Source organism: Janthinobacterium sp. KBS0711 (genome assembly GCF_000988085.1).
Lineage (GTDB): Bacteria > Pseudomonadota > Gammaproteobacteria > Burkholderiales > Burkholderiaceae_D > Janthinobacterium > Janthinobacterium lividum_E.
This window is the reverse complement of sequence record NZ_LBCO01000004.1, coordinates 40,517-65,230: the sequence shown is the minus strand read 5'-3', so window position 1 is coordinate 65,230 and position 24,714 is coordinate 40,517. Positions and strand designations below refer to the sequence as shown.

The window sequence follows — 24,714 nt, the reverse complement described above, 5'->3', positions numbered from 1 at the left end:
ACACGGCAACCCGGTATGCAGTAAACTTGTTGTTGCACTTTCTTAAAGGTACCGACATGACTGAAGCGCTACTCACTCCAACCTTGCCCACAGTGAACGTGGAAGCGTTGCGAGCGCGATGCTCGACGTGCAGCATGCATCAATTGTGCCTGCCGATGGGCCTCGATGTGGGCGACATGGACAGGCTGGACCAGATCATCGGCCGCCGCCGCAAGATCGTGCGCGGCGCCTCGCTGTTCCGCATCGGCGACTCGTTCCAGAACCTGTACGCGATCCGCCTGGGGCACTTCAAGACGTACCAGATCAATCCGGGCGGCGAAGAGCAGGTGACGGGTTTCCAGATGGCCGGCGAACTGCTGGGCATGGACGCCATCAGCGCCGACCGCCACCACTGTAATGCGGTGGCGCTGGAAGACAGCGAAGTGTGTGAAATCCCGTTTTCCAGCCTGGAACAATTACTGGGCAATATGCCGACCCTGCTCCGTCATTTCCACCGCATGATGAGCCAGGAAATCACGCGCGAGCAAAGCGTGATGCTCTTGCTGGGCAATATGCAGGCGACGCAGCGCTTTGCCGCCTTCATCGTCAACCTGGCGTCGCGCTACGAGGCGCGCGGCTATTCGAGCAGCAAATTCCAGCTGCGCATGTCGCGCGAGGAAATCGGCAACTACCTGGGCCTGACCATCGAAAGCGTCAGCCGTTTATTGTCGAAATTCAAGAAGGAAGGCTGGCTGCGTGTCTCGAACCGCGAGATCGAGATCCTGCAGCCGGCGAAATTGAAGGCCATTACAGCCGGCACGGACGTCTGCAAATAACAGCACCGTCAAAACCTACTGCGCGTCGCGCTTTGCGGCCTGCGATGCTCGCTGTGCTCTAGCACAGCTGCGCTTCTCAGCCACAAATCACTGCCGCTCGCTACGGTTTTTTCCCGGCGCTGTACGTTATAGCTCTTCATCCGCGTGCAGCGCGATGCTGCGTTGCACGGGCCAGGTCCAGATGCCGGACAGGCGCCACTCGCGTTTGTCGTTTTCCACCAGCACCTGCCAGCGGCTGCGCTCGAGCATCGGCAGCGCTACCGAGAAATTGCCGGCCGCATCGGGCTGCACCAGCAGCTTGATATCCTTTTCCGGCAGGGTCGCATGCGCCAGGTGCAGCTGCAGCGGCCCCTGGTACGCCTTGCCGAAGCTGTGCACGGAACCGCTGAGGCGCGCTGCAGCGACGTCATACGACAGGGTCGTATCCATCGCCAGGTTGCTGGCGATCGTGTCGCGCTTCAAATCCTGGTTGATCGCCTTGCCCTGCTTGTAATAATCGCCCACCACCAGTGCGTCGGGCTGCGTAAACGCGATATAGCCCATGAAGCTGCCGACGACCACGGACAGGCCGGGACCGATCATCAGCAGCCATGGCCAGCGATGCTTGTACCACGGGGCAACGGGAGGTTGCAGTTTCAGACTGTCGGACATGGTATTTCTCCTGTGTTTCTGTGTATACGGCCAGCCCCCATGCGGGGACCGGCCTTCCTGCATTAGCGCGGCACGATGAAGACCGCGCTTTCGCGCACATGCAGCGACGGGTCGTCCAACGAGTGCAATTCGATCGCAATCTTGTTCGACCCTTTCTCGCCGACGCCGTGCGGCACGCGCAGGCGGATCGGCCAGCCCAGCGTTTCCGTCGGCTGCAAGGTCACTTCTTCGCGCGTCAGCAAGGTCAGGCCCGGCAAGCCGGATGCGCTGATTTTGAAATGCTGGGTTTGCTCGGAGGTGTTCATGATCTGCAAACGATAGACGTTTTCGATCATGCCGTCTTCCACTTCGCGTCCCATCGAACCGCGGTCGCGGATCACGTCCATTTTCAGCGGCGTGCGCAGGGCCAGCGAAGTACACACGGCGATGATGATCAGGGCCAGGATGGACGTGTAGATCAGCACGCGCGGGCGCATGGCGCGCTGGCGGATCTGCTTCGAATTGAAGTTGTTTTCCATCGCATGGTCGGTGCTGTAGCGTATCAGGCCACGCGGCCGCTCGACCTTGTCCATCACGGTATTGCAGGCATCGACGCAGGCGGCGCAGCCGATGCATTCATACTGCAGGCCGTTGCGGATATCGATGCCGGTCGGACACACCTGCACGCACAGGGTGCAATCGATGCAGTCGCCCAGCTTGTCGTTGTTGCCGGCCTTCTTGCTCATCGCGCCGCGTGGTTCGCCGCGCTTGGCATCGTAGGTGATGATCAGGGTGTCCTGGTCGAACATGGCGCTCTGGAAGCGCGCGTAGGGGCACATGTATTTGCACACCTGCTCGCGCAGCCAGCCCGCGTTGCCGTAGGTTGCCAGGCTGTAGAACAAGACCCAGAACCATTCCCAGGGACCGAAATTGAGGGTGGTCACCTCGCGCGCCAGTTCCTTGATCGGCGTGAAGTAGCCGACAAAGGTAAAGCCCGTCCACAGGGCGATGGCGCCCCAGACCAGGTGCTTGGCCGTCTTCTTGAAGGCCTTGCGCACGGAGGGGCCCTGCTTGTCGAGGGCCATGCGCGCGCTGCGCGTGCCCTCGATGCGGCGTTCGACCCACAGGAAGATTTCCGTGTACACCGTTTGCGGGCAAGAGAACCCGCACCACACCCGCCCGGCAATGGCCGTGACGAGGAACAGCAGATACGCACAGATGATCAGCAGGGCCGCCAGGTAGATGAAATCCTGGGGCCACAGCACGACGCCGAAAATGTAGAACTTGCGCGTGGTCAAATCGAACAGCAGGGCTTGCCTGCCATTCCAGGTCAACCACGGCAAGCCGTAGAACGCGAGCTGGGTAAGCCATACGCATACCCATCGCCAGGTAGCGTAGCGTCCTTTGGCCTCGCGAGGGTAGATTTGCTCGCGGGCCGCATACATCTTGATGACTTGAGGTTCCATTACATCATTTCACGGGCGTCTGGGGATTCGACAGGCTCCAGACATACGCCGACAGCACGTGTACCTTGGATTCGCCGAGGAAGTCGCTGAAGGCCGGCATGGTGTTGTTGCGACCCTTGCGCACGGTTTCCATGATGGTATCGGCGCTGCCGCCGTACAGCCAGATCTTGTCCGTCAGGTTGGGCGCACCGAGCATCTGGTTGCCCTTCGCGTCGGCGCCGTGACAGGCCATGCAGGCGCCGAACTTGGCCTTGCCCAGCACGGACTTGACGGGGTCCGACGTGGAACCGGACAGGCTCAGCACGTAATGGGCCACGTTCTCGACATCCTTTTCGGAACCCAGCGCGGCGCCCATCGGCGGCATCTGCCCATTGCGGCCGTGCATGATGGTGGTCTTGATGATGTCGGGATCGCCGCCATACAGCCAGTCCTTGTCCGTCAGGTTGGGAAAGCCCTTGTTGCCGCGCGCATCCGAACCGTGGCATTGCGCGCAGTAGGTCAGGAACAGGCGCTGGCCGATCGCTTGCGCCTGCGGATCGGCCGCCACCGTCTTCAAGTCCTGGCTCAGGTACTTGTTGAACAGGGGACCGTAGTCGGCTTCCGCCTTCTTCAGCTCTTCCTCGTACTGGCCCGTCGATTTCCAGCCCAGGCTGCCGGCATAGGTGCCCAGGCCCGGGTACAGGAACAGGTAGGCCAGCGCGAAGACGATGGTGATGTAGAACAGCCACATCCACCAGCGCGGCATCGGCGTATTGAGTTCCTTCAAGTCCTCGTCCCAGACGTGGCCCGTGGTGCCGTCGGCGGGGGCGCCGGCGGCCACTTTCACTTTCGACTGCGAGTACAGCAGCACGCCGCAGCCGATGATGCCCAGCAGGGACAGCACGACGATGTAGATATTCCAGAAGCCGTTGGTAAAGTCAGCCATGGTTGCGCTCCTTCGCCAGGTTCGTCTCGGCCTCGGCCGGATAGTCGAGCGCGTCGTCGGCGAACGGCAGGCGCGCCGCCGCGTCGAAGTCGCCATTGCTGCGGCTGAACGTCCACCACAGGATGCCCACGAACGTCGTAAAGGAAACCACCGTCATGACGCTGCTGGCGCTGTCAAACAGGTTTTCGATTGCCATGCTAATTCCTTGTTTTGATTAATGTACCGAGGCCTTGCAGATAGGCGACCAGGGCGTCTTCTTCCGTCTTGTCCTGCAGCTGCGCGGGGCCGGCGGCGATCTCGTCATCGCTGTACGGCTGGCCCAGGCGTTTCAGGGCGCGCATCTTCGGCATGATGTCGTCAGGCACCAGCTTGGTCTTCGCCAGCCATGGGTAGGCCGGCATGTTCGACTCGGGCACCACGTCGCGCGGGTTGTTCAAGTGCGTGCGGTGCCATTCGTCGCTGTAACGGGCGCCCACGCGGGCCAGGTCCGGCCCCGTGCGCTTGGAACCCCACTGGAACGGACGGTCGTAGACGAACTCGCCGGCGACCGAATAGTGGCCATAGCGTTCCGTTTCCGCGCGCAGCGGACGCACCATCTGCGAATGGCAGTTGTAGCAGCCTTCGCGCACGTAGATGTCGCGGCCCGCCAGGCGCAGCGGCGAGTACGGCTTCAGGCCGGCGACAGGCTCCGTCGTGCTCTTCTGGAAGAACAGGGGGACGATCTCGACGGCGCCGCCGATGCTGATCACCACCGTGACCAGGGCGATCAGCAGCCAGGGGTTTTTCTCAATCCATGCATGTGAAAATTTCATTTGCTTTTGCTCCTATCAGGCGTGCGCCGCGTTCAGTTCCGGAATGCGGGCGACGGGGAGTTTGCTGCCGCGCAGAGTCATCCAGGTGTTGTAGCCCATGATGCACATACCCGACAGGTACAGCAGGCCACCGGCCACGCGCACCACGTAGTACGGATACGTCGCTTTCACGCTCTCGACAAAGGTGTAGGTCAGGGTGCCGTCCGGATTGACCGCGCGCCACATCAGGCCCTGCATCACGCCGGCGATCCACATGGCCGCGATGTACAGCACGATGCCGATGGTGGCCACCCAGAAGTGCACGTCGACCAGGCGCGTGCTGTGCATCTGCGTGCGGCCCGCCAGGCGCGGCAGCAGGTAGTAGATCGAACCCATGGTGATGAAGCCCACCCAGCCCAGGGCGCCCGCATGCACGTGGGCCACGGTCCAGTCGGTGTAGTGCGACAGCGAGTTGATGGTCTTGATCGACATCATCGGACCTTCGAAGGTGGCGATGCCGTAGAACGACAGCGAGACGATCATGAATTTCAGGATCGGGTCGGTGCGCAGCTTGTGCCAGGCGCCCGACAGGGTCATGATGCCGTTGATCATGCCGCCCCAGCTTGGCGCCAGCAGGACCAGCGAGAAGACCATGCCGATCGATTGCGTCCAGTCAGGCAAGGCCGTGTAGTGCAGGTGATGCGGGCCCGCCCACATGTAGGTGAAGATCAGCGCCCAGAAGTGGACGATCGACAGACGGTACGAGTACACGGGGCGCTCGGCCTGTTTCGGGATGAAGTAGTAGACCATGCCCAGGTAGCCGGCGGTCAGGATGAAGCCCACCGCGTTATGGCCGTACCACCACTGGATCATGGCGTCCTGCACGCCCGCATACGCGGAATACGACTTGGTGAACGAGGCCGGCATGACGGCGCCATTGACCACGTGCAAAATCGTCACGGCCAGGATGTAGGCGCCGAAGAACCAGTTGGCCACGTAGATATGCTTGACCTTGCGCTTGATCAGGGTGCCGAAGAAGACGATGGCGTAGGCGATCCAGACGACGGCGATGAGGATGGCGATAGGCCATTCCAGTTCCGCGTATTCCTTGCCGCGGGTCAGGCCCATGGGCAGGCTGACGACGGCGCACAGGATCACGGCTTGCCAGCCCCAGAACGTGAAGGCGGCCAGCTTGTCGGAAAACAGGCGCACCTGGCAGGTGCGTTGCACGACGTAGTACGAGGTGGCGAACAGGCCGCAGATGCCGAAGGCGAAAATCACCGCATTCGTGTGCAGCGGACGCAGACGTCCGTATGTCAGCCAAGGTATGTCGAGGTTCAGGGCAGGCCAGGCCAGCTGAGCGGCGATGATAACGCCAACCAGCATGCCGATGATGCCCCATACCACAGTAGCGACCGCGAATTGCTTCACGATCTTGTAGTTATAGTTCAGCGATTGATCCACAAAGACTCTCCCTGGAATTACTATTTATGATGGTGGCCAGAGAGTAAGTGTTTGACCGCGAAAAAACTTTGATGTGGATCAAAATTCCCCGGATGAAATAAGCGTAGCGAACTGGCATCGAAATAAAGTGATATTCCGGTCAAAAAAGCCGTACAAGATCCCTGCAAAAAGGGGGGGGAGCAGACGCGCCGGCCATGGCGTGCGGGACGCCGGCCGGGCAGGTGAGGTCAGGGATGCGGTTCGCCGGGCGCCGGCTTGACCGTCGTATCGTCGTCCTGCAGCACGCGCAGGCCCGGTCCGACGAGGTCGTCGAACTGGCCGCTGTCCGAGGCCGTGAAATACACCCACAGGGCGATGAAGACGACCACGACGCTCAAGGGGATGAGGAGATACAGTGCTTCCATGTTCAGGCTTTCCGCAGGCGCAGGGCGTTGGCGATGACGACGGCCGAGCTGGCAGCCATGCCGACGCCGGACAGCCAGGGGTTCAAGAAGCCCAGCGCGGCGGCCGGGATGGCCGTCAGATTGTACAGCGTGGCCCAGCCCAGGTTTTCGCGGATGATGCGCATGCTGCGCGCGGCCGTTTTTGCCGTGTCGAGCACGGACATCAATTGGCTCGACAGCAGCACCGTGTCCGCATGGGCCTGTGCCAGCGCGGCGCCGGAGCCCATGGCGAAGGACACGTCGGCACCGCTCAGCACGGCGGCGTCGTTGATGCCGTCGCCGACCATCGCCACGACGGCGCCCGTCGCCTGCAATTGCTGCACGAAATCGAGCTTTTCATCGGGCAGGCACTCGCCGCATGCCGTATTGATGCCCAGTTCCGTCGCCACGCTTTGCGTCAGCGCTTCCTGGTCGCCACTGAGCAGCACGACTTGCTTGCCGCGCCGCTGGAAATACGCGACCACGTCGCGCGCTTCCGGGCGCAGCGCGTCGCTGAGCAGGAAACGCGTCAGCCACCGGCCCTGCGTGCCCAGGTACAGCGGCGTCATGCCCTGCATGCCGACGGCCGTGTCGCCCAGCGGCGGGCCCGCGATGGCGGCGACAAAGGCCGCATTGCCCAGGCGGTAGCGCACGCCGTCGACGACGCCTTCGAGGCCCTGGCCCTGCACTTCCTGTAATTGTTCCGCATGCATGCGCGGCGTTTCTCCCGCTGCTGCCAGGATCGCCTGCGCCAGCGGATGGGCGCTGCCCGCTTCCAGCACGGCGGCCACCTGCAGGCAGTCGTCTTCCGTCATGCCGCCCAGGCCCTCGATCTGTTTCAGCACGGGCCGGCCCAAGGTCAGTGTCCCCGTCTTGTCGAAGACGATGTGGGTGGCGCGGTGCAGGGTTTCCAGCACGTGCGGCTGGACGATCAGCACGCCGCGCCGCAGCAGGCTGTCGGTGGCGGCCGCCAGCGCCGTCGGCGTGGCGAGGGACAGCGCGCAGGGGCAGGACACGACCAGCACGGCAATGGCCACGGGCCACGCCTGCGACGGGTCGTGCCAGCTCCAGAAGGCGAACACGGCGACGGCAAACAGCAGCAGGCCCAGCACGAACCAGGCAGCGACCTTGTCGGCCCACTGCGCGATCTGCGGCTTGCCGCTGCCGGCCCGCTCGATCAGTTTCAACAGGTCGGACAAGGTGCTGTCGCGCGCCGGTTTCAGCACGCGCAAGATCAGCGCGGCGCTGGCGTTGATCGCGCCGCCCGGCACCCGCTCGCCCGTTTTTCGCCGCTGCGCCGCGCTCTCGCCCGTCAGCAGCGATAAATCGAGCGCGCTCGTGCCCTCGATGATGACGCTGTCGGCGGCGATCGCCTCGCCCGGTTTGACGAGAATCACGTCACCGACGGCCAGGCTGCCGGCCGGCACCAGGGTGGCGGCGCGGCTGTCCGGGAAGCCCGCCATCAGGGACGCGGAGGCGGGCAAGGCGTGCTGCAAGCGCTCGAGGGCCGAGGCGGCCTTGCGGCGCGCCTGCAGCTCGAAATAGCGGCTGCACAGCAGCAGGAAGATGAACATCGTGGCCGAGTCGTAATACACCTCGCCGCGGCCCGTAAAGGTCGCCACCACGCTGCCGAAGAAGGCTGCCAGGATGCCCAGCGCCACGGGCACGTCCATGCCCAGGGTACGCGCGCGCAGGCTGGCCCAGGCGCCCTGGAAAAACGGCATGGCCGAATAGCAGATGGCGGGCAAGGTCAAGAGCAGGCTGGCCCAGCGCATCAGGCTGGCCATATTGTCGTCCAGGGTGCCATCTTCGGCCGCCAGGTAGGCGGGCGCCACGTACATCATCACCTGCATCATCGACAGGCCGGCCACGAACAGCTGGCGGCCCAGCGTCTTGCTGGCTTTTTGCAGGCGCTCGCCATGGCGCACGGCGTCGTACGGATAGGCCGTGTAGCCCACTTGCCGCACGGCTTGCAGGATGTCGCCCGGCTCGCACTGCGCGCGGCTCCAGCGCACGTACAGGCGCTCCGTGGCGACGTTCAGGCTGGCCGCCTGCACGCCGGGCAGGCGCGTCAATTGACGTTCGATCAGCCAGACGCAGGCGGCGCAGCGGATGCCCTCGACGGAGAGCGTTGCTTCGCAACTGCTGGCGTCGCGCGCGAATTGCGCGTCGTCATTGCTGTACAGGCGCAGCTCGGGCGGCATCAGGGTGGCGTCAAACGCGTTGACGGCATATTCGTCGCGGTCGCGGTAATACGCGCTCTGGCCGATGTCGACGATGGTTTGCGCCACCGCTTCGCAGCCGGGGCAGCACATGGCACGCGGCACGTCGTCGATGGTGACGTTCCAGTTCGAGCCGCTGGGCACGGGCAAGCCGCAATGGAAGCAGGCGGACGGTTTTAAGACAGCATTCATACAATTCTTTTCATGGATGGCCCGTGACGCACAGGGCGTCGAGCCAGCCCAGCGACACGCCATTGGCGGCGCGCAGCAGGCCCAGCAAGCCAAAGCCCAGCACCAGCAAGCCGCTGGCGATGCGCACGGGGCGGCGCTGCATCTGCGTGCGCAAGCGCGTGCCCAGCAAGCCCATGCCCAGCAGGGTGGGCAGGGTGCCCAGGCCGAAGGCGGCCATGGCGGCCGCGCCGCGCAATGCCGAACCTTGCAGCATGGCCGTCAGCAGCGCGCTGTAGACCATGCCGCACGGCACCCAGCCCCACAGGCCGCCCACGGCCAGCGCCTTGAACGGCGTATCCATGGGCATCAGCGGTTTCAACAGGGGGCGCACGCGACGCCAGACGACGTTGCCCGCCGCTTCGACTCTAGCCAGGCCGCGCCAGGCGTCCATCAGGTACAGGCCCAAAGCCACCAGCATCAGGTTGGCCAGCCAGTAGCCGGCCACTTGCAGGGACGCCAGGTGCAGCATGCCCGCGCCCGCCAGGCTGCCGGCCATGGCGCCAGCCAGCATGTAGCTGCCTATGCGCCCGCCGTTGTAGGCCAGCACGCGCAGGACGTTAGCCTGCACGGTTGTCTGCAATGCCGGGCGCGCCACGGCGATGGCGATCACGGGACGCGCTGGTGCCGGCGCTCCGCCGCTGATCGACAGGGCGCCCACGATGCCGCCGCACATGCCGATGCAGTGCACGCTGCCGGCCAGGCCGACCATGAACATGGGCACGAGGCTGAGGGCGTTCATCGGGCGGTATTACACCGTTTTCGAGTAGCGCAGCGGCTGCGGCGCATCCGGCGTGGCGTTCGCGCGCGCCAGGGTCAGGTAGCGGTCGAAGACCATGCAGATATTGCGGATCAGCAAGCGCCCTTTCGGCGTCACCGTCAGCCAGTCTTCCTCGATGACGAGCAAGCCGTCACGCGCCAGTTCGCGCAGCTTTTCCAGCTCGGCGGCGAAGTAGCTGCGGAATTTCACGGGGTGGGCTTGCTCGATGGTGGCGATCGACAATTCGAAGTTGCACATCAGCATCTGGATGATGATACGGCGCAATAAATCATCGGTATCGAGCTTGATGCCGCGCGCGATCGGCAGCACGCCTTCGTCGAGCTTTTCGTAGTAGGCGTCGAGCGTCTTTTCATTCTGGCTGTAGACGGCGCCGACGGAACTGATGGCCGACACGCCGCAGGCGATCAGGTCCGCTTCCGCGCGCGTCGAGTATCCCTGGAAATTGCGGTGCAAGCGGCCCTGGCGCTGCGCCACGGCCAGGTCGTCCGTGGGCTTGGCGAAATGGTCCATGCCGATGTAGACATAGCCGGCGGCCGTCAGGCGCGCGATGCACAGGCCCAGCATGGCCAGCTTGGTGGCGCTGTCGGGCATGTCGGCGTCGAGGATGCGGCGCTGCGGCTTGAACAAATGCGGCATGTGCGCGTAGTGGTACAGGGCGATGCGGTCGGGGCTCGCGGAAATCACCTTGCGCAAGGTTTCCGTCATCGTTTCCAGGCTTTGCTTGGGCAGGCCGTAGATCAGGTCGATGCTGATCGAGCGGAAGCCGGCGTCGCGCGCCGCCTGCATGATGGCCACCGTTTCCGCCTCCGGCTGGATGCGGTTGACGGCTTTTTGCACGTCCGCGTCGAAATCCTGCACGCCCAGGCTGATGCGATTAAAGCCTTGCGCGCGCAGGGAAAACACGCGTTCGCGCGACACGGTGCGCGGGTCGATCTCGATCGAATATTCGCCGTCCTCATCGGAAGCGAATTCGAAATGCTGGCGCAGGTGCGCCATCAGTTCGTCCATCTGCTTTTCGCTCAGGTAGGTGGGCGTGCCGCCGCCGAAATGTAGTTGCTCGATCTGGTTCATGCCGGCAAACAGCTTGCCCTGCATGGCGATTTCCTGTTTCAGGTAGCTGAGGTAGGTGGCGGCCTTGCTGCGGTCTTTCGTGATGATCTTGTTGCAGGCGCAGTAGTAGCACAGGGTGTCGCAGAACGGCACGTGCACGTACAGCGACAGGGGACGGCGGCCGCCGCGCATGCGCAGCGCGGCCAGCGCTTCGAGGAAATTGCCATAGCCAAAGTCGGCGTGAAAACGGTCGGCGGTCGGATACGACGTGTAGCGGGGGCCGGACTGGCTCATCTTGCCGATGATGACCGGGTCGAATTCGACGACCGCATCGAGTTCGGCGGAAGCACTGCTGAGTAGTGTAGGCATGATGTGTTTTTTATGTCTTGAAAGGTTTAGGCGGCCAGGCGTTTCATGGCAGGTTTGCCGGCGTTCGCGGCGCCCGCAGCGCCCGATTTGCCGCCAGGCATGGCGACGCGGCGCGGTGGCGGCATCTTGCCGAAATTGAACAGGCTCACGGCTTGCGACAGGCTGGCTGCCTCTTCCGCCAGGCGCGTGGCGGCCGCGGCGGCTTCTTCCACCAGGGCCGCGTTCTGCTGCGTCACCTGGTCCATGTGGGCGATGGCCTGGTTGACCTGGTCGACGCCGATGCTCTGTTCGCGCGAGGCGATGGAAATTTCCTGCATGATGGCCGTCACCTGCTTGACTGAGCCGACCACTTGCTCCATGGTGGCGCCCGCGCGGTTCACCTGCAGCATGCCGGCGCCCACCTTGCCGACGGAAATTTCGATCAGTTGCTTGATGTCCTTGGCCGCCACGGACGAGCGCTGCGCCAGGTTGCGCACTTCGCCCGCCACCACGGCGAAGCCCCGGCCCTGCTCGCCGGCACGGGCCGCTTCCACGGCCGCGTTCAGGGCCAGGATATTGGTCTGGAAGGCGATGCCTTCGATCAGCGCGATGATGTCGACGATCTTCTTCGACGAAGTGTTGATCTCGTCCATGGTGGTGATCACTTCGGCCACGATCTCGCCGCCCTGCACGGCCACTTTCGAGGCGGCCACGGCCAGTTCGTTGGCTTGCACGGAGTTGTCCGCGTTCTGTTTCACCGTCGACGAGAATTCTTCGATGCTCGAGGCCGTCTCTTCCAGGCTGGCCGCCTGCGATTCCGTGCGGCCCGACAAGTCCATATTGCCGACGGCGATTTGCTTGGTGGCCACGGCCATGGTTTCCACGTTGATGCGCACATCGCGGATGGTGGCGATCAGGTTGCTGTTCATCTGTTGCAGCGCGCGCAGCAGCTGGCCCATTTCATCCGTGCTGTCCGTTTCGAAACTGCCCGACAGGTCGCCGGCGGCAATCGCCCGCGCGCCGTTCAGGGCCTTGCCCAGCGGCTTGAGCACGGACATGCGCAAGGTGTACCAGAGGAAGACGTTGATCAGGAAACCGAACAGGGTGGCGCCGAAGATGGCGTAATTGGTGATCTTGCCGCCGCTGGCGAACAGGCTGATGACGCACACCAGCAACTGCAGGCAGTTGACGATGGAGGTGGCGGCCCAGATGCGCAGGTTGAGCGACATGTGCGTCAGGTTGTGCAGCAGGTGCGCCAGGCCCGGACGCACGATCTGCCCGTGCTTGATGACGATGTTGCCGCCTTCCTTGTTGCGGATGGCCGCGTAGGCTTCCTCGGCCGCCTTGACCTGGTCCTTGTCGGCTTTCACGCGCACCGACATGTAGCCGATGGTCTTGCCCGCTTCGCGGATGGGCGTGACGTTGGCGCGCACCCAGTAGAAATCGCCGTTCTTGCAGCGGTTCTTGACCAGGCCCGTCCATGGCGTACCCGCCTGGATCGAGGCCCACAGGTCGGCAAACGCTTCGGCCGGCATGTCCGGGTGGCGCACGATATTCTGGGGCGAACCGAGCAGCTCTGCCTCGCTGAAGCCGCTGACCTGGCTGAAGTACGGATTCACATACACGATATTGCCGTTCATATCCGTTTTCGACACGATGGCCTGATCGTCCAAGACGAGGACTTCACGGTTAGTCACTGGCAAATTTTGTCGCATGGTCGCGGCTTCCTGATCGGTTAAATGAGCAATTGGTAAGTAAGACTTGCACGATTGCAAGAATGGAGATCAGTGTAAGGAGTCGCCTGCGCAAATTTATTGATGTAGATCAAAATCCTCCAGATTGGTCGTGCTTGTACGCATTTAGCGATAGCAATGCGGCATTGTTTGAAAGGTACTGCTTGCCGGCGGCGGCTAATCCACGCCCGCCGTCAGGGGGCGCAGGCTGCCCACGGCGTAGCCTTGCGCGTAGTCGATGCCCAGCTCGCGGATGACGGCCAGGGTTTCTTCGTCTTCCACATATTCGGCCACCGTTTGCAAGCCCATCACGTGGCCCACTTCATTGATGGCCTTGACCATGGCGCGGTTGATGGCATTGGTGGCGATGTCGCGCACGAAGACGCCGTCGATCTTCAGATAGTCGACGGGCAGGGCCTTCAGGTAGCCGAACGAGGAAAAGCCGCTGCCGAAGTCGTCGAGCGAGAAGCGGCAGCCCATGGCCTTGAGCTGGCGCATGAATATTTGCGCCTTGGGCAGGTTGGCGATGACGGCCGTTTCCGTGATTTCAAAGCAGATCTGTTCGGGCGCAATCGCGAATTGCACGAACTGTTCGGTGATGTAGTCGTGCAAGCCCGTGTCGGCCAGCGACATGCCCGACAGGTTGACGGAATACAGGGCCGGTGCGCGGCGCCGGCTTTCGGCCAGCGCTTCGAGCGGCGGCAGGCTGTCGCGCACGCTTTCGATATGCGCGCAGACGGCGCGGATGACCCAGCGGTCGATGGGCAGCATCATGTCGTAGCGTTCGGCGGCGGGGATGAAGGCGCCGGGCAGTATCAGGTCGCCCTTGCTGTTGCGGATGCGGATCAGCACTTCGTCGTGGTGTTCTTCGCTGTCGTGCAGGTGCACGATGGGCATGGCGTACAGGCGGAAATAATCGTGGGCGAACGCTTCGTTCAGGCGCGAAATCCACAGCATTTCGCCATGCCGCTGCGCCAGCATGACGTCCGATTCCTGGTAGACATGGATGCGGTTGCGGCCCTGCTCCTTGGCCAGGTAGCAAGCCTGGTCGGCGGCGCTCAGCAGCTCGCTCATGGATTTGCTGTCCTGGTTGATTTCCACGATGCCGATGCTCACGCCCAGCTCGAAGCTGCGGTTATCCCAGGCGAAGCGGAATTCGCGGATCGACTGGCGCAGCTGTTCGCCGATCTGGCGCGCGTGGTCGAGCGGACAGTGGGGCAGCAGCACGCCCAGTTCGTCGCCGCCCAGGCGCGCCAGGATGTCGCTGTCGCGCATGCGGCCCTGTAGCATCTTGGCCAGCAGCTGCAGCAGCACGTCGCCGGCACCGTGGCCGCAGGTGTCGTTGATGACCTTGAACTGGTCCAGGTCCAGGTACAGCAGCGCATGCGTGTGGCCGTCCTGCTTGGCCGTGTGCAGGGCGCCGGCCACCAGGTGTTCGAATTCGCGCCGGTTGATCAGGCCCGTCAGGGCGTCGTGCGTGGCTTGCCACGACAGCTGCTGGCTCAGCTTGCGTTCGTGGCTGACGTCGCGAAACACGACGACGGCACCGAGGATCTCGCCATCGCGCGACCAGATCGGTGCGGCCGAGTCTTCCACGGCGATATGCCGCCCTTCGCGCGTGACCAGCTGCGCATGCGTGGAAATGCCGATGGCCTGGCGCTGGCGCAAGCACTTGATGGCCACGTGTTCGAGCGCTTCGCCCGTGTGTTCATCGACGAGCTTGAGGGTTTCCCAGATGTCCAGGCCCTGCGCCAGCTCGTTGCTCCAGCCCGTCAATTGCTCGGCCACCCGGTTCAGGTAGCGCGTCTTGCCCTGAGGATCGGTGGTGATGACGCCATCGCCGATGGAGCTGAGCGTCACTTCGGCCAGTTCCTTGCTTTCGGCGATCAGAAGTTCGCGCTCCATGTGCTCGGTGATATCCCAGATGATGCCCAGGGTGCGTTCGGGATGCCCGTCGGCATCCATGAAAATTTGCGCCTTGGCTGCTAGCCAGTGTTCGCTGGCGTCGGGCCAGACGACGCGGTATTGCAGGGCATAGCCTTCGCAGCGGCGTACGCCGTCCTCCAGCACGCTCAGCACCTTCTCGCGGTCGCCGGGGTGCACGCAGTCGAGAAAGGCGCGGAACGGCTGCGTCAGGGGGCGTTCTTCCAGGCCCAGCAAGGTAGCGCCCTTGGCCGACCAGCTGACCGTGCCGTCGATGACCTGGCCATCGACGATGCGCGAATCCCAGATGGCCATGTGCGCCGCCTCCAGTGCCATCTGCAAACGTTTCTGCTGGTCGCCCATCATCCCCTCCCGACATGGATACGGAGATAGACGGGGCGGTGGCGTTTAAGTTCCCGGCACGTCCAGCGGTGCGAGCGGCGTGGCGCGGGCCACGTCGCGCACATTCTTTTGCACGGCCACGGCGGCGAACAGGCTGAGTAAGAACGCCATGGCATAAAACCCCTTTTCGCTGTTCTGCAGAGTGGCGTTCCACAGGCCCACCGTCAGCAGCAGCAAGGCCAGCAGCACGGAAATCCAGCACAGGCCAAAATAAATCCCCGTCACGGCGATGCCTTCCGCGCGGTCGCGCACGGATTTTTGCAGCGAGATGGCGGCGAACAGGCCGTACATGAGGATCGTAAAATAATAGCCCTTCTCGTTGAGGGCCATGCCGGCGTTCCACAGGCCGGACAGATAAGTGACGATGCCGATCAGCAATGCCGCCCAGGAAGCGCCGATAAAGGCGCTGCTGGGGCGTGGGGCGGGGGAAATCTGCATAGGGTCTCCATGGGCAGCGGGCGCCGCCGGCATGGCCGGGGCGGCAGGCACGGATGCGCCTGCCGCCTCATCAGACCAGAAAGTTTATTTGCCTGGCTTGATCATGCGCAACAAAGCCGACACGGCGGTGACGCCGGCCAGCACCAGGCCGCCGGCGATCAGGCCGGCCACCGCATTGATCAGGCTGGGCGTGACGGCGGCCAGCACGGGGCCGATGCCGGCCACGCTGCCCACCGCTTCTTCCGCATGGTGCAGCATGGCGCTGGCCCACGGCCAGCCGTGCGTCAGGATGCCGCCGCCGACCATGAACATGGCCAGGGTGCCCACGACGGACAGGAATTTCATCAGTTTCGGCGCCGCCGACACGAGCATGCGGCCAAAGCCGCGCACGCCGTCCATCAGCGCGCCCGCACCCTTGCGCGCGGACAAATAAAAGCCCGCGTCATCGAGCTTGACGATGCCGGCCACCAGGCCGTACACGCCCACCGTCATGATGATGGCGATGCCGACGACGACGGCCACCTGCTCGGCAAAGGTGGCTGCGGCCACGGTGCCCAGCGCGATGACGATGATTTCCGCCGACAAAATGAAGTCGGTGCGGATGGCGCCCTTGATCTTGTCCTTTTCCAGGGCGACGAGGTCGACCTGCGGGTCGCGCAGCGCCTGCGCCAGCTCGGCCTTGTGGCTGTCGTCCGGATGCAGGTATTTATGCGCGATCTTTTCGAAACCCTCGAAGCACAGGTAGGCGCCGCCCACCATCAGCAGCGGCGTGATGGCCCACGGCGCAAACGCGCTGATGGCCAGCGCGGCGGGCACGAGGATGGCCTTGTTCTTCAGCGAACCGACGGCGACGGCCCAGACGACGGGCAGTTCGCGCTCGGCGCGCACGCCGGCCACCTGCTGCGCGTTCAGGGCCAGGTCGTCGCCGAGCACGCCGGCCGTCTTCTTGGCGGCCACCTTGGTCATCAGGGAAACGTCATCGAGGATGCTGGCGATGTCGTCGAGCAGGGCCAACAGGCTGGAGCCGGCCATCTCAGCGCGCTCCCACGGTAGCGGCAGGAAATTGTGGAGCGAGGAAAGTGTTGTTTTTCATGATGTTATTCTTGGTTGTACGGCAAGGAAGTGTGTGACTGCGATCTTACCTCAGGGCGGGCCGGCAGGGCCGCACCGACCGGGTTAAAATTGCTCATCGTCACCATTTTTTGGACACCGCATGCATTTCGCCACCTGGATCACCTTTGTCATCGCCGCTTCCATCATCGCCGTCTCGCCCGGATCGGGCGCCGTGCTGTCGATGTCGCACGGCCTGTCGTACGGGGTCAGAAAGGCCAGCGCCACGATTCTGGGCCTGCAGCTGGGGCTGCTGGTGGTGCTGGGCATCGCCGGCGCCGGCGTCGGTTCCCTGCTGCTGGCCTCGGAAGTGGCGTTCAATATCGTCAAGACGGTGGGCGCCTTGTACCTGATCTATCTGGGCCTGTCGCAATGGCGCGCCAAGGTGGCCGTCACGGGCGACCTGCATGCGGACGCCGTGGTGCCTTCCATGGGCCGGCGCGTGCTGACGGGCTTTCTGACCAACGTGACGAATCCGAAGGGCATCATTTTCATGGTGGCGGTATTGCCGCAATTTATCAGCCCCACGGCGCCGCTGCTGCCGCAATTGCTGATCCTGGCCGTCACCATGTGCACGATCGATCAGATCGTCATGCACAGCTACGCTTTCCTCGCCTCGTCGATGCAGCGCTTTTTCCGCGACGCGCGCGCCGTGAAAAAGCAGAACCGCTTCTTTGGCGGCTTGCTGATGGCCGTCGGCGCCGCCCTGTTCTTCGTCAAGCGCGGTGGCCAGGCGGCATCCTGAGCGAGATGAATATGCAAACATTTGTAAGCCCGCTTGCGATGCCGGCACGATGCGGATGTAATCGACAGCATGTTGTCCTTGTAAGTCCTGCCTGGAGCGCTGCCATGCGTCCTATCCTGTCTTTCCCTCTGCTCAACACCGTGTGCGCCGTGCTGCTGTCGTCGGCATGCTCCCTGGCCTTGGCCGAGGATCCGCCCGCCCGCGTGGGGCGTATTTCCACCGTCGAAGGGCAGGTGTTGGTGCGCGCCGGCGATGGCGATGCGCAAAACGCCCTCTTGAACTGGCCCGTCACGACGGATAACCGTTTGAGCACCATGCGCGGCGCGCTGGCGGAATTTCGCGTGGGCGCGGCCGCCGTGCGGCTCGATGGCGATTCCGAGCTGGAAGTGAGCGAGCTCGATGACGACAGTTTCAAATTGCACCTCGGCTATGGCACGGTCAGCGTGCGCGTGCGCAATCCCGATGCGTTGCGCGGCTTCGAGCTGACCACGGCCCAGGCCCGCGTGATCCTGACCCAGCCGGGCTGGGTGCGCATCGAGGCGGGGCGCCAGCCCGGCACCAGCGTCGTCAGCGTGCTCGAAGGCGCGGCCGACGTGGATGGCGCGACGGGCAGCGTGACCTTGCGTGCCGGCAAGCGCGCCGAGCTGACGGACGAGGAATTGCGCACGGGCACCGTGCAGCGCGTGGCGTTCGACAACTGGCCCGAAGCCTTGCCCGCCGCCGCGCCGGCCTTGCGCTATGTCACGGACGATACGACAGGTTATGAAGAACTGGACCGCTACGGCGCCTGGCAGGACGACGCGCAATACGGACCCCTGTGGCTGCCGAGCAGCGTGCCAGCTGGCTGGGCACCGTATAGCGACGGGCGCTGGACGTGGATCGCGCCATGGGGCTGGACCTGGGTCGACAATGCGCCGTGGGGCTACGCGCCCTCGCATTACGGCCGCTGGGTGCTGCTGGGCCACCGCTGGGGCTGGGCGCCGGGACGCGAGCGCGGCCGCGTGCCCTGGGCGCCGGCCCTGGTGGGCTGGGTCGGCGGTAATCATGGACCACATAACGGACCACAGCATGGCCAGCGCCCCGGCGTCGGCTGGTTTCCTTTGTCGCCGCACGAGCGCTACGTGCCCGGCTACCGCGCCAGCGCCGAGTATGAACGCCGCATCAATCGGGTGGCCGAAGGGCGCCGCCCCGTGGCGGGTGAGCGCGAACGGCGCGAAGGCATGACGATGCTGCCCGGCGAGCGTTTTGGCGGCTCGCGGACGGTTGACGTGCCGCGCCGCAACCGCACCACCATGCCGCCGCCTGTCATGCAAAGCTTGCCGTTGAGCACGGCGCCTGCGCCGGCTGGCAATTGGCAACGTCCCATCGAGGCAAGGGAGCCCCGGCGCGACTGGGTCAATCGTCCCGGCCGCTTGCAGACGGACGATGGGCAGACGCACATGGCGCCGCGTCCCATGCAGCCGAACCGGCCGCCCGTGCCAGCCCAGCCTCAGCAGCCGCAACAGCCGCCGGTGCCGCAACAGCCCCTGATGCCGGCCATGCCGGCCTTGCCGTCCGTGCAAGATCATGTGGCCCGCCCCGGGTGGCGTGGCGAGGAGCGGCCCCGCGCCGACTGGCACCGCGCCGAACGTGGCCCCCGCCGCGAAGAAGTGCTGCAGACGGCGCCGCCGGTCTTGCCTGCCCCGCCGCCTGTGGCCCAGCCGCGGCCCGCGCCGCCGCCGATGCCCGCGCCGGCCGCCCGTCCGCCCCAGGAAGCGCGCGGTGCCGAGCGCCCCAATGCGCCGCATGAGCGTAACCATGAGCGCGGCAATCCCGGTCGCAACAGCCGGCTGCAGCCGGAAGCGGAGCGCTGACGGCGGCGCTCCCGTCTGTCGCGCCGTATCGACATTCAAGCCGCAAAATGCGCAGTTCGTCACATACCGGAGGCAAAGCTGCCGTCGTTTGTCTACAGTACGACCACTGCTTATCCTCCAAGTGACAGCATCGCTTTTCCGGCTATTTTGTCCAAACGAAATAGTTTTCCGCCAGCTTACCCAGCTGGCTTTTTTTTTGCCTTGCCGTCTGCGCCATGGCGGCCGGCGCAGTCGCCCTCAAAGTTGGCTACAATACGCTTTTATGCAGCCGCCGCGCGATAAGCGCTGCCTGTTCTGACCGGCACTGATTGGATTTCCCATGCAAACGACCCCACCGACCGAAGTGACGATTCCCCCCAGCGAATCGCTGATCGAATACCCGAGCGACTTTCCCATCAAGATCATGGGCCCGACGCATGTCGACTTCGCGCCGACCATGCTCGAGCTGGTCATCAGCCACGATCCGACCTTCCACGCGGGCCGCATGGAAGAGCGCCCATCGGGCAAGGGCAATTACACGGGCTTGACCGTCACCGTGCGCGCCATCAGCCGCGAGCAGCTCGACGCCCTGTACACGGCGCTGTCGGGCCACCCGATGGTGAAGATCGTCATGTAAGACATGCCGCCGTCGTGCTGGCCCGCTTCCTCGTGAGCAGCCAGACGGCGGCAAAGGCCGCGCTGGCGGCCGCCGTCACCCACAGCAGCGGCTTTTCGCTGCCGTCCGTGATGGCGGCGATGACGGCGCCGCACACGGCCGTGATGAGCATCTGCACGAAGAAGAACAGGCCCGAGGCGCTGCCCGCTTGGGCGCCATACGGCTGCAGCACGGCCAGCTGGCAGGCGGGAATGGCCATGCCCACCGACACCATCACCAGCAGCATGGGCGCCACCAGCGAGGCCATGTGCTGCGGCGCCAACGTACCCGCCAGCAACAGGCTGGCCGCGCCCGCCACATTGATCAGTACCGCCACGCCCAGCATGTAATCGGCGCCCAGGCGCGGTCCCAGCGCGCGAAACAGGCTCGAGCCCGCGATATAGCCGCTGACCGTCAGCGCGAACACCAGCGCATAAGAGTGCGGCGACAAATGCATGCCCCTTTGCAACAGCACGGACGATTCCGCAATGAACGGAAAATACGTGCAATACACGCAGCCGATGGCCAGCGCATAGCGCAGGAAATACGCATCGCCCAGCAGGCGGCGGTACAGCGCCAGGGTATTTCCTTGTGGCGCGACGCCGGCCGGCCTGGTTTCCGACACATAGGCGGCGATCAGCCCCAGCGACAGCGCTCCCAGCAGGCACAGCACGCCAAACACGGCGCGCCAGCCGAATGCCGCGTCGAGCACGCTGCCGGCCAGCGGCGCCACGATAGGCGACAAGCCCATCACCATCGAGATTTTCCCCAGCATGCGTGCCTGCGTGGCGGGATCGAAACGGTCGCGCACCATGACCCGGCCGATGATGGTGCCGCTGCAGCCGCCGAACGCCTGCAGCACGCGCGCGGCGATCAGCACGTGCACGTCGGTGGTGACGGTGCAGACAATGCTGGCGAGCACAAAAATGCCCGTGCCGGCCAGCAGCACGGGACGGCGTCCGTAGCGGTCGGCCAGCGGCCCGCAAGCGAGCATCGAGGCGGCCGAACCGGCCATGAACAGGCTCAAGGTCAATTGCAACTGCGCATCGCTGGCATGCAGGGCATCGGCCATGGCCGGCAGCGAAGGCAAATAGATGTCGATGCTGATGCGCGACAGGCAGACCAGCAGCAGCACGATGCCGCCCCAGGCCCATAAAGCGATTTGTTTCTGCATTGTTTATACGATCCATACAAGCGTGCGCCCCGCTGGCGCACCGGAACGGTGAGAGTAGGATGGTTGTGGTGTAATGCGAAGTGCCACTCATCAGAAAACTTATTGGACCACTTGGACGATTATCATGCCGCGAGGAAAATCACCGCACGCCCTGGACTTGCCTCGCCCAACCAGCTGGCTCGACAAGGAGGGCGTCAACAAGCAGGATGGCGCGTATGAAGCGCTGCGCTCGGCCATCCTGACGAAGATGCTGCCCGCAGGCAGCCGTTTGCCGTCCAGCCGCACCCTGGCCGAACGGTGGGAGTTGTCGCGCGGCACCATCGAAACCGTGTTCGACCGCCTGCACGCGGAAGCGTACGTGACGCGCGTACCCGGCTCCGGCACGCGCGTGTGCGCCGTCGTGCCGGAACGTTTCTTGATGGCAGGCTTCGGCGATACCACCCTGGCCGTACCGGCCGCCGCGCCCGCTCCCGCTTCGGACACGGGCGTGCGCGACGGCTTGCCGTTTGTTGCGCGGCGCGCTGACGCCAGCCTGTTTCCCATGGCCGCCTGGTCCAAGTGCGCCACGCGGGCGCTGGCCGCCGCCACGCCGGAGCAGCTGTGCAGCGCCGACCCGGCCGGCTTGCCCCAGCTGCGCCAGCAGATCGCCGATTTCCTCGCCAAGTACCGCGGCATCCGCTGCGACCCGCAGGATATCGTCGTCACGACCGGCATCCGCCACGCGATCGACTTGCTGGCGCGCGGCATCGTGCGCGATGGCGATAAAGTCTGCCTGGAAGAACCGGGCTATCCTGCCGCGCGCGCCCTGTTCGCCCTGGCGGGCGCCGTGCCGGTGGACATTGCCGTCGACGCCGAAGGCATCGATTGCGCCGCCCTGGCCGCGCACGCGGATGCCTGCCTCGCGTACGTGACGCCGGCGCACCAGTCGCCGCTGGGCGTGACCATGTCCGTCACGCGCCGCCTGGCCTTGCTGGAATGGGCGAACGACCACGGCGCCTGGGTGGTGGAAGACGATTACGACAGCGAATTCAATTACCACAGCGCGCCGCTGGCGGCCCTGAAGGCGCTGGACCAGTACCAGCGCGTGATTTACTGTGGCAGTTTTAATAAAACCCTGTTTGCCGGCCTGCGCGTGGGCTTCATGGTGCTGCCGCCCGCCTTGCGTCCGCAGCTGCTGCGCATCGTGCAGTTGACGGGCCGCTCCGTGGGCGTGACGGAACAGCTGGCGCTGGCCGCCTGGATGGAGGAAGGCGCCTTCGTGCGCCATCTGCGCCAGGCGCGGCTGGCCTACAAGGAGCGGCGCGACCTGCTGCTGGCCTGTCTCGAGCAGACCGCGTCCGGGCGCTACACGATTTCTGGCCAGCAGGCGGGTTTCCATTGCGTGCTGTGGCTGCCGCCGGACAGCGACGAACGGGCGTTTTGCGCGCGCGCGGCGCAGGACGGGCTGGCGCTGCAGCCGCTCGGTGATTTTTGCCACAGTGCAAAATTGGCGCCGGCCGTGCTGCTCGGTTACACGGCCTTGAGCCTGGCTCAGGTGCGCCATGCTGCACAAAAATTGGGCAGATTGCTGTTGTTGCCGGCGCCCACGGCTGAATGAAACGGCGGCCTGGCTTATAATCACGGCTTCGCCGCAGCGTCCGCAGGGCGCCGGCAGTTGATTACAGAACCTGTCATGACCACCACCCGCACCGAAACGGCCCTGATCCGCGAGCTGGGCCGCGTCGATTACGAGCCCACCTTTGCCGCCATGCGCGCTTTTACCGACGCGCGCACGACGGAGACGCGCGACGAACTGTGGATCGTCGAGCATCCGCCCGTATTTACGTTGGGCCTGGCGGCCGACCGCGGCCATCTGCTGGCCGGCGCAGATGCGATCCCCGTGGTGCAGACGGACCGGGGCGGCGAAGTGACGTTCCACGGTCCTGGCCAGGTGGTAATTTACCTGCTGATGGACTTGCGCCGCAACAAGCCGGGCGGCAAGCTGTATGCGCGCCAGTTCGTGCATAAAATCGAGCAAGCCATCATCAACGTGCTGGCGGCGTATAATCTCGCAGGCGAGCGCATCGATGGCGCGCCTGGCATCTATATTGCCGGCGGACCAAGCAAGGGTGCGAAGATCGCCGCGCTGGGCTTGAAAGTGCGCGGCAACGGCTGCACCTACCATGGCGTATCGCTCAACGTGGCGATGGACCTGGCGCCGTTTTCCTGGATTAACCCTTGCGGCTATTCCGGACTGAAGACGGTGGACATGCGCAGCATGGGCGTCGTGGCGCCGCTGGCCGAAGTGCAGCGGGCCCTGGCCCATGAATTGACCGTATTACTCGATGTAAGCGAAGCAAACAGCGCCGCAGGCGCGCCTCAGGCAGCGGATGCCTGAGCAAACAAACCAACACTGCCCGTCAAGGGCTTGCAGCCATGACTTCTGAGACCATTTCCAGCACCGCCCCCGCCGCTCCCGCCTACAACCCGAGCGAAAAGCAAAAAGGCGCCAGCAAGACTTCGCGCATCCCGATCAAGATCATTCCGATCGAGCAAGTCGAGCGCCTGAAAAAGCCGGACTGGATCCGCGTCAAGGCCGCGTCGGCCTCGACCCGTTTCTATGAGATCAAGGACATCCTGCGCGAAAATAAACTCGTCACTGTGTGCGAGGAAGCCAGCTGCCCGAACATCGGCGAATGCTTCGGCAAGGGCACGGCCACCTTCATGATCATGGGCGACAAGTGCACGCGCCGCTGCCCGTTCTGCGACGTCGGCCATGGCCGTCCTGATCCGCTGGACAAGGAAGAGCCGGCCAACCTGTCGAAAACCATCGCCAAGCTGCGCCTGAACTACGTCGTCATCACCTCCGTCGACCGCGATGACTTGCGCGACGGCGGCGCCGGCCATTTCGTCGAGTGCATCCAGCAAACGCGCGCCCTGTCGCCGAACACCCGCATCGAAGTGCTGGTACCGGACTTCCGCGGCCGCCTGGAAAAAGCGTTGTTGTTGTTCAAGGATGGCTTGCCTGACGTGATGAACCACAACCTGGAAACGGCCCCGCGCCTGTACAAGGAAGCGCGTCCCGGTTCCGACTACATGCACTCGCTGAAATTGCTGAAAGATTTCAAGGCCATGTATCCGGACGTGAAAACCAAGTCCGGCATCATGGTGGGCCTGGGCGAGACGGACGAGGAAATCCTGCAAGTCATGCGCGACATGCGCGAGCACGACATCGACATGCTGACCATCGGCCAATACCTGGCGCCATCGAACAGCCACTTGCCCGTGCGCCGCTATGTGCACCCGGACGTCTTCAAAATGTTTGAAGAAGAAGCGTACAAGATGGGCTTCACCCACGCCGCCGTCGGCGCCATGGTGCGCAGCTCGTACCACGCGGATGAACAGGCGCACAGCGCCGGCGTGGAATCGGCGCTGAATTTCTAAGCCACTTGTGCCGCATCAAGCCGCCCGCTGCAAAGCCGGGCGGTTTTTTTTGCCTGATCGTATCGTGCCCACTTCATGCGGCTGAGCGTCTATACTGGCATGCTGAAAAAGCATGGTTGACGGATAAGCTATGAGGT

Annotated in this window: 22 protein-coding genes; 7 read left to right on the top strand and 15 right to left on the bottom strand. The window is 64.1% G+C overall.

Going from position 1 to position 24,714, the window contains the following annotated elements:
- The first annotated feature begins 56 nt into the window (after nucleotides 1–56).
- Nucleotides 57–815 carry a fumarate/nitrate reduction transcriptional regulator Fnr gene (fnr, locus tag VM94_RS00860; protein WP_046681780.1) on the top strand — a complete coding sequence of 253 codons (759 nt, stop codon included), beginning with the start codon at nucleotides 57–59 and terminating at the stop codon, nucleotides 813–815.
- 126 nt (nucleotides 816–941) lie between these two features.
- On the opposite strand, the gene VM94_RS00855 is transcribed toward fnr, so the two are convergent.
- The 14 genes from VM94_RS00855 to VM94_RS00790 form a co-directional block, all read right to left on the bottom strand.
- The gene (locus VM94_RS00855; protein WP_046681779.1) at nucleotides 942–1,466 is read right to left on the bottom strand and encodes a FixH family protein; all 525 of its coding nucleotides are present in this window, start codon (nucleotides 1,464–1,466) and stop codon (nucleotides 942–944) included.
- A 62-nt stretch (nucleotides 1,467–1,528) separates the two neighbouring features.
- Nucleotides 1,529–2,911, bottom strand: coding sequence for a cytochrome c oxidase accessory protein CcoG (gene ccoG, locus VM94_RS00850; RefSeq protein WP_138828954.1), 1,383 nt, complete (start codon nucleotides 2,909–2,911; stop codon nucleotides 1,529–1,531).
- Nucleotides 2,912–2,915: 4 nt separating this feature from the next.
- A complete protein-coding gene (gene ccoP / locus VM94_RS00845; protein ID WP_046681778.1) occupies nucleotides 2,916–3,836 on the bottom strand; it encodes a cytochrome-c oxidase, cbb3-type subunit III in 921 nt (306 codons plus the stop codon).
- Nucleotides 3,829–4,032 carry a cbb3-type cytochrome oxidase subunit 3 gene (locus VM94_RS00840; RefSeq protein WP_046681777.1) on the bottom strand — a complete coding sequence of 68 codons (204 nt, stop codon included), beginning with the start codon at nucleotides 4,030–4,032 and terminating at the stop codon, nucleotides 3,829–3,831. The genes ccoP and VM94_RS00840 overlap by 8 nt, the downstream gene beginning before the upstream one ends.
- A 1-nt stretch (nucleotide 4,033) precedes the next feature.
- Nucleotides 4,034–4,648, bottom strand: coding sequence for a cytochrome-c oxidase, cbb3-type subunit II (gene ccoO / locus VM94_RS00835; protein WP_046681776.1), 615 nt, complete (start codon nucleotides 4,646–4,648; stop codon nucleotides 4,034–4,036).
- A gap of 15 nt (nucleotides 4,649–4,663) precedes the next feature.
- Complete coding sequence (gene ccoN / locus VM94_RS00830; protein ID WP_046681775.1) at nucleotides 4,664–6,091, bottom strand: cytochrome-c oxidase, cbb3-type subunit I; 1,428 nt, start codon at nucleotides 6,089–6,091, stop codon at nucleotides 4,664–4,666.
- Nucleotides 6,092–6,318: 227 nt separating this feature from the next.
- On the bottom strand, nucleotides 6,319–6,495 hold the full coding sequence (gene ccoS, locus VM94_RS00825) for a cbb3-type cytochrome oxidase assembly protein CcoS (protein WP_046681774.1): 177 nt from the start codon (nucleotides 6,493–6,495) through the stop codon (nucleotides 6,319–6,321).
- A 2-nt stretch (nucleotides 6,496–6,497) separates the two neighbouring features.
- A complete protein-coding gene (locus tag VM94_RS00820; protein ID WP_046681773.1) occupies nucleotides 6,498–8,927 on the bottom strand; it encodes a heavy metal translocating P-type ATPase in 2,430 nt (809 codons plus the stop codon).
- A 10-nt stretch (nucleotides 8,928–8,937) separates the two neighbouring features.
- Nucleotides 8,938–9,705, bottom strand: a complete 768-nt coding sequence (locus VM94_RS00815) for a sulfite exporter TauE/SafE family protein (protein ID WP_046681772.1) — start codon at nucleotides 9,703–9,705, stop codon at nucleotides 8,938–8,940.
- A 9-nt stretch (nucleotides 9,706–9,714) separates the two neighbouring features.
- Nucleotides 9,715–11,163, bottom strand: coding sequence for an oxygen-independent coproporphyrinogen III oxidase (gene hemN, locus VM94_RS00810; protein WP_046681771.1), 1,449 nt, complete (start codon nucleotides 11,161–11,163; stop codon nucleotides 9,715–9,717).
- 26 nt (nucleotides 11,164–11,189) lie between these two features.
- Nucleotides 11,190–12,857 (bottom strand): methyl-accepting chemotaxis protein, encoded by a 1,668-nt coding sequence (locus VM94_RS00805; RefSeq protein WP_046681770.1) that lies wholly within the window; start codon nucleotides 12,855–12,857, stop codon nucleotides 11,190–11,192.
- Nucleotides 12,858–13,052: 195 nt separating this feature from the next.
- Nucleotides 13,053–15,134 carry an EAL domain-containing protein gene (locus tag VM94_RS00800; RefSeq protein WP_235432793.1) on the bottom strand — a complete coding sequence of 694 codons (2,082 nt, stop codon included), beginning with the start codon at nucleotides 15,132–15,134 and terminating at the stop codon, nucleotides 13,053–13,055.
- 72 nt (nucleotides 15,135–15,206) lie between these two features.
- Complete coding sequence (gene yiaA / locus VM94_RS00795) at nucleotides 15,207–15,638, bottom strand: inner membrane protein YiaA (protein ID WP_046681769.1); 432 nt, start codon at nucleotides 15,636–15,638, stop codon at nucleotides 15,207–15,209.
- A gap of 84 nt (nucleotides 15,639–15,722) precedes the next feature.
- Nucleotides 15,723–16,670, bottom strand: a complete 948-nt coding sequence (locus VM94_RS00790) for a DUF808 domain-containing protein (protein WP_046681768.1) — start codon at nucleotides 16,668–16,670, stop codon at nucleotides 15,723–15,725.
- Between the two features lie 181 nt (nucleotides 16,671–16,851).
- Here VM94_RS00790 and VM94_RS00785 point away from each other — a divergent pair, with 181 nt between their 5' ends.
- From VM94_RS00785 to VM94_RS00775, 3 genes are all read left to right on the top strand, one after another.
- Nucleotides 16,852–17,493: a LysE family transporter gene (locus VM94_RS00785; RefSeq protein WP_046681767.1), complete on the top strand. Its 642-nt coding sequence runs from the start codon at nucleotides 16,852–16,854 to the stop codon at nucleotides 17,491–17,493.
- Between the two features lie 104 nt (nucleotides 17,494–17,597).
- Nucleotides 17,598–19,346: a DUF6600 domain-containing protein gene (locus VM94_RS00780; RefSeq protein ID WP_052755447.1), complete on the top strand. Its 1,749-nt coding sequence runs from the start codon at nucleotides 17,598–17,600 to the stop codon at nucleotides 19,344–19,346.
- A gap of 319 nt (nucleotides 19,347–19,665) precedes the next feature.
- Entirely contained in the window at nucleotides 19,666–19,962 is a 297-nt protein-coding gene (locus VM94_RS00775) for a DUF493 family protein (RefSeq protein WP_034752493.1), read from the top strand.
- Here VM94_RS00775 and VM94_RS00770 read toward each other — a convergent pair.
- Nucleotides 19,955–21,154, bottom strand: a complete 1,200-nt coding sequence (locus tag VM94_RS00770) for a multidrug effflux MFS transporter (protein ID WP_046681766.1) — start codon at nucleotides 21,152–21,154, stop codon at nucleotides 19,955–19,957. The two genes, VM94_RS00775 and VM94_RS00770, sit on opposite strands and share 8 nt — an antisense overlap.
- 124 nt (nucleotides 21,155–21,278) lie before the next feature.
- Between VM94_RS00770 and pdxR the strand changes: the two genes are divergently transcribed.
- The 3 genes from pdxR to lipA all read left to right on the top strand — a co-directional run bounded on the left by pdxR (nucleotide 21,279) and on the right by lipA (nucleotide 24,577).
- Complete coding sequence (pdxR, locus tag VM94_RS00765) at nucleotides 21,279–22,751, top strand: MocR-like pyridoxine biosynthesis transcription factor PdxR (RefSeq protein ID WP_046681765.1); 1,473 nt, start codon at nucleotides 21,279–21,281, stop codon at nucleotides 22,749–22,751.
- Nucleotides 22,752–22,826: 75 nt separating this feature from the next.
- The gene (gene lipB, locus VM94_RS00760; protein WP_046681764.1) at nucleotides 22,827–23,531 is read left to right on the top strand and encodes a lipoyl(octanoyl) transferase LipB; all 705 of its coding nucleotides are present in this window, start codon (nucleotides 22,827–22,829) and stop codon (nucleotides 23,529–23,531) included.
- A gap of 38 nt (nucleotides 23,532–23,569) precedes the next feature.
- Nucleotides 23,570–24,577, top strand: a complete 1,008-nt coding sequence (gene lipA / locus VM94_RS00755; RefSeq protein ID WP_034752483.1) for a lipoyl synthase — start codon at nucleotides 23,570–23,572, stop codon at nucleotides 24,575–24,577.
- Nucleotides 24,578–24,714: the final 137 nt, after the last annotated feature.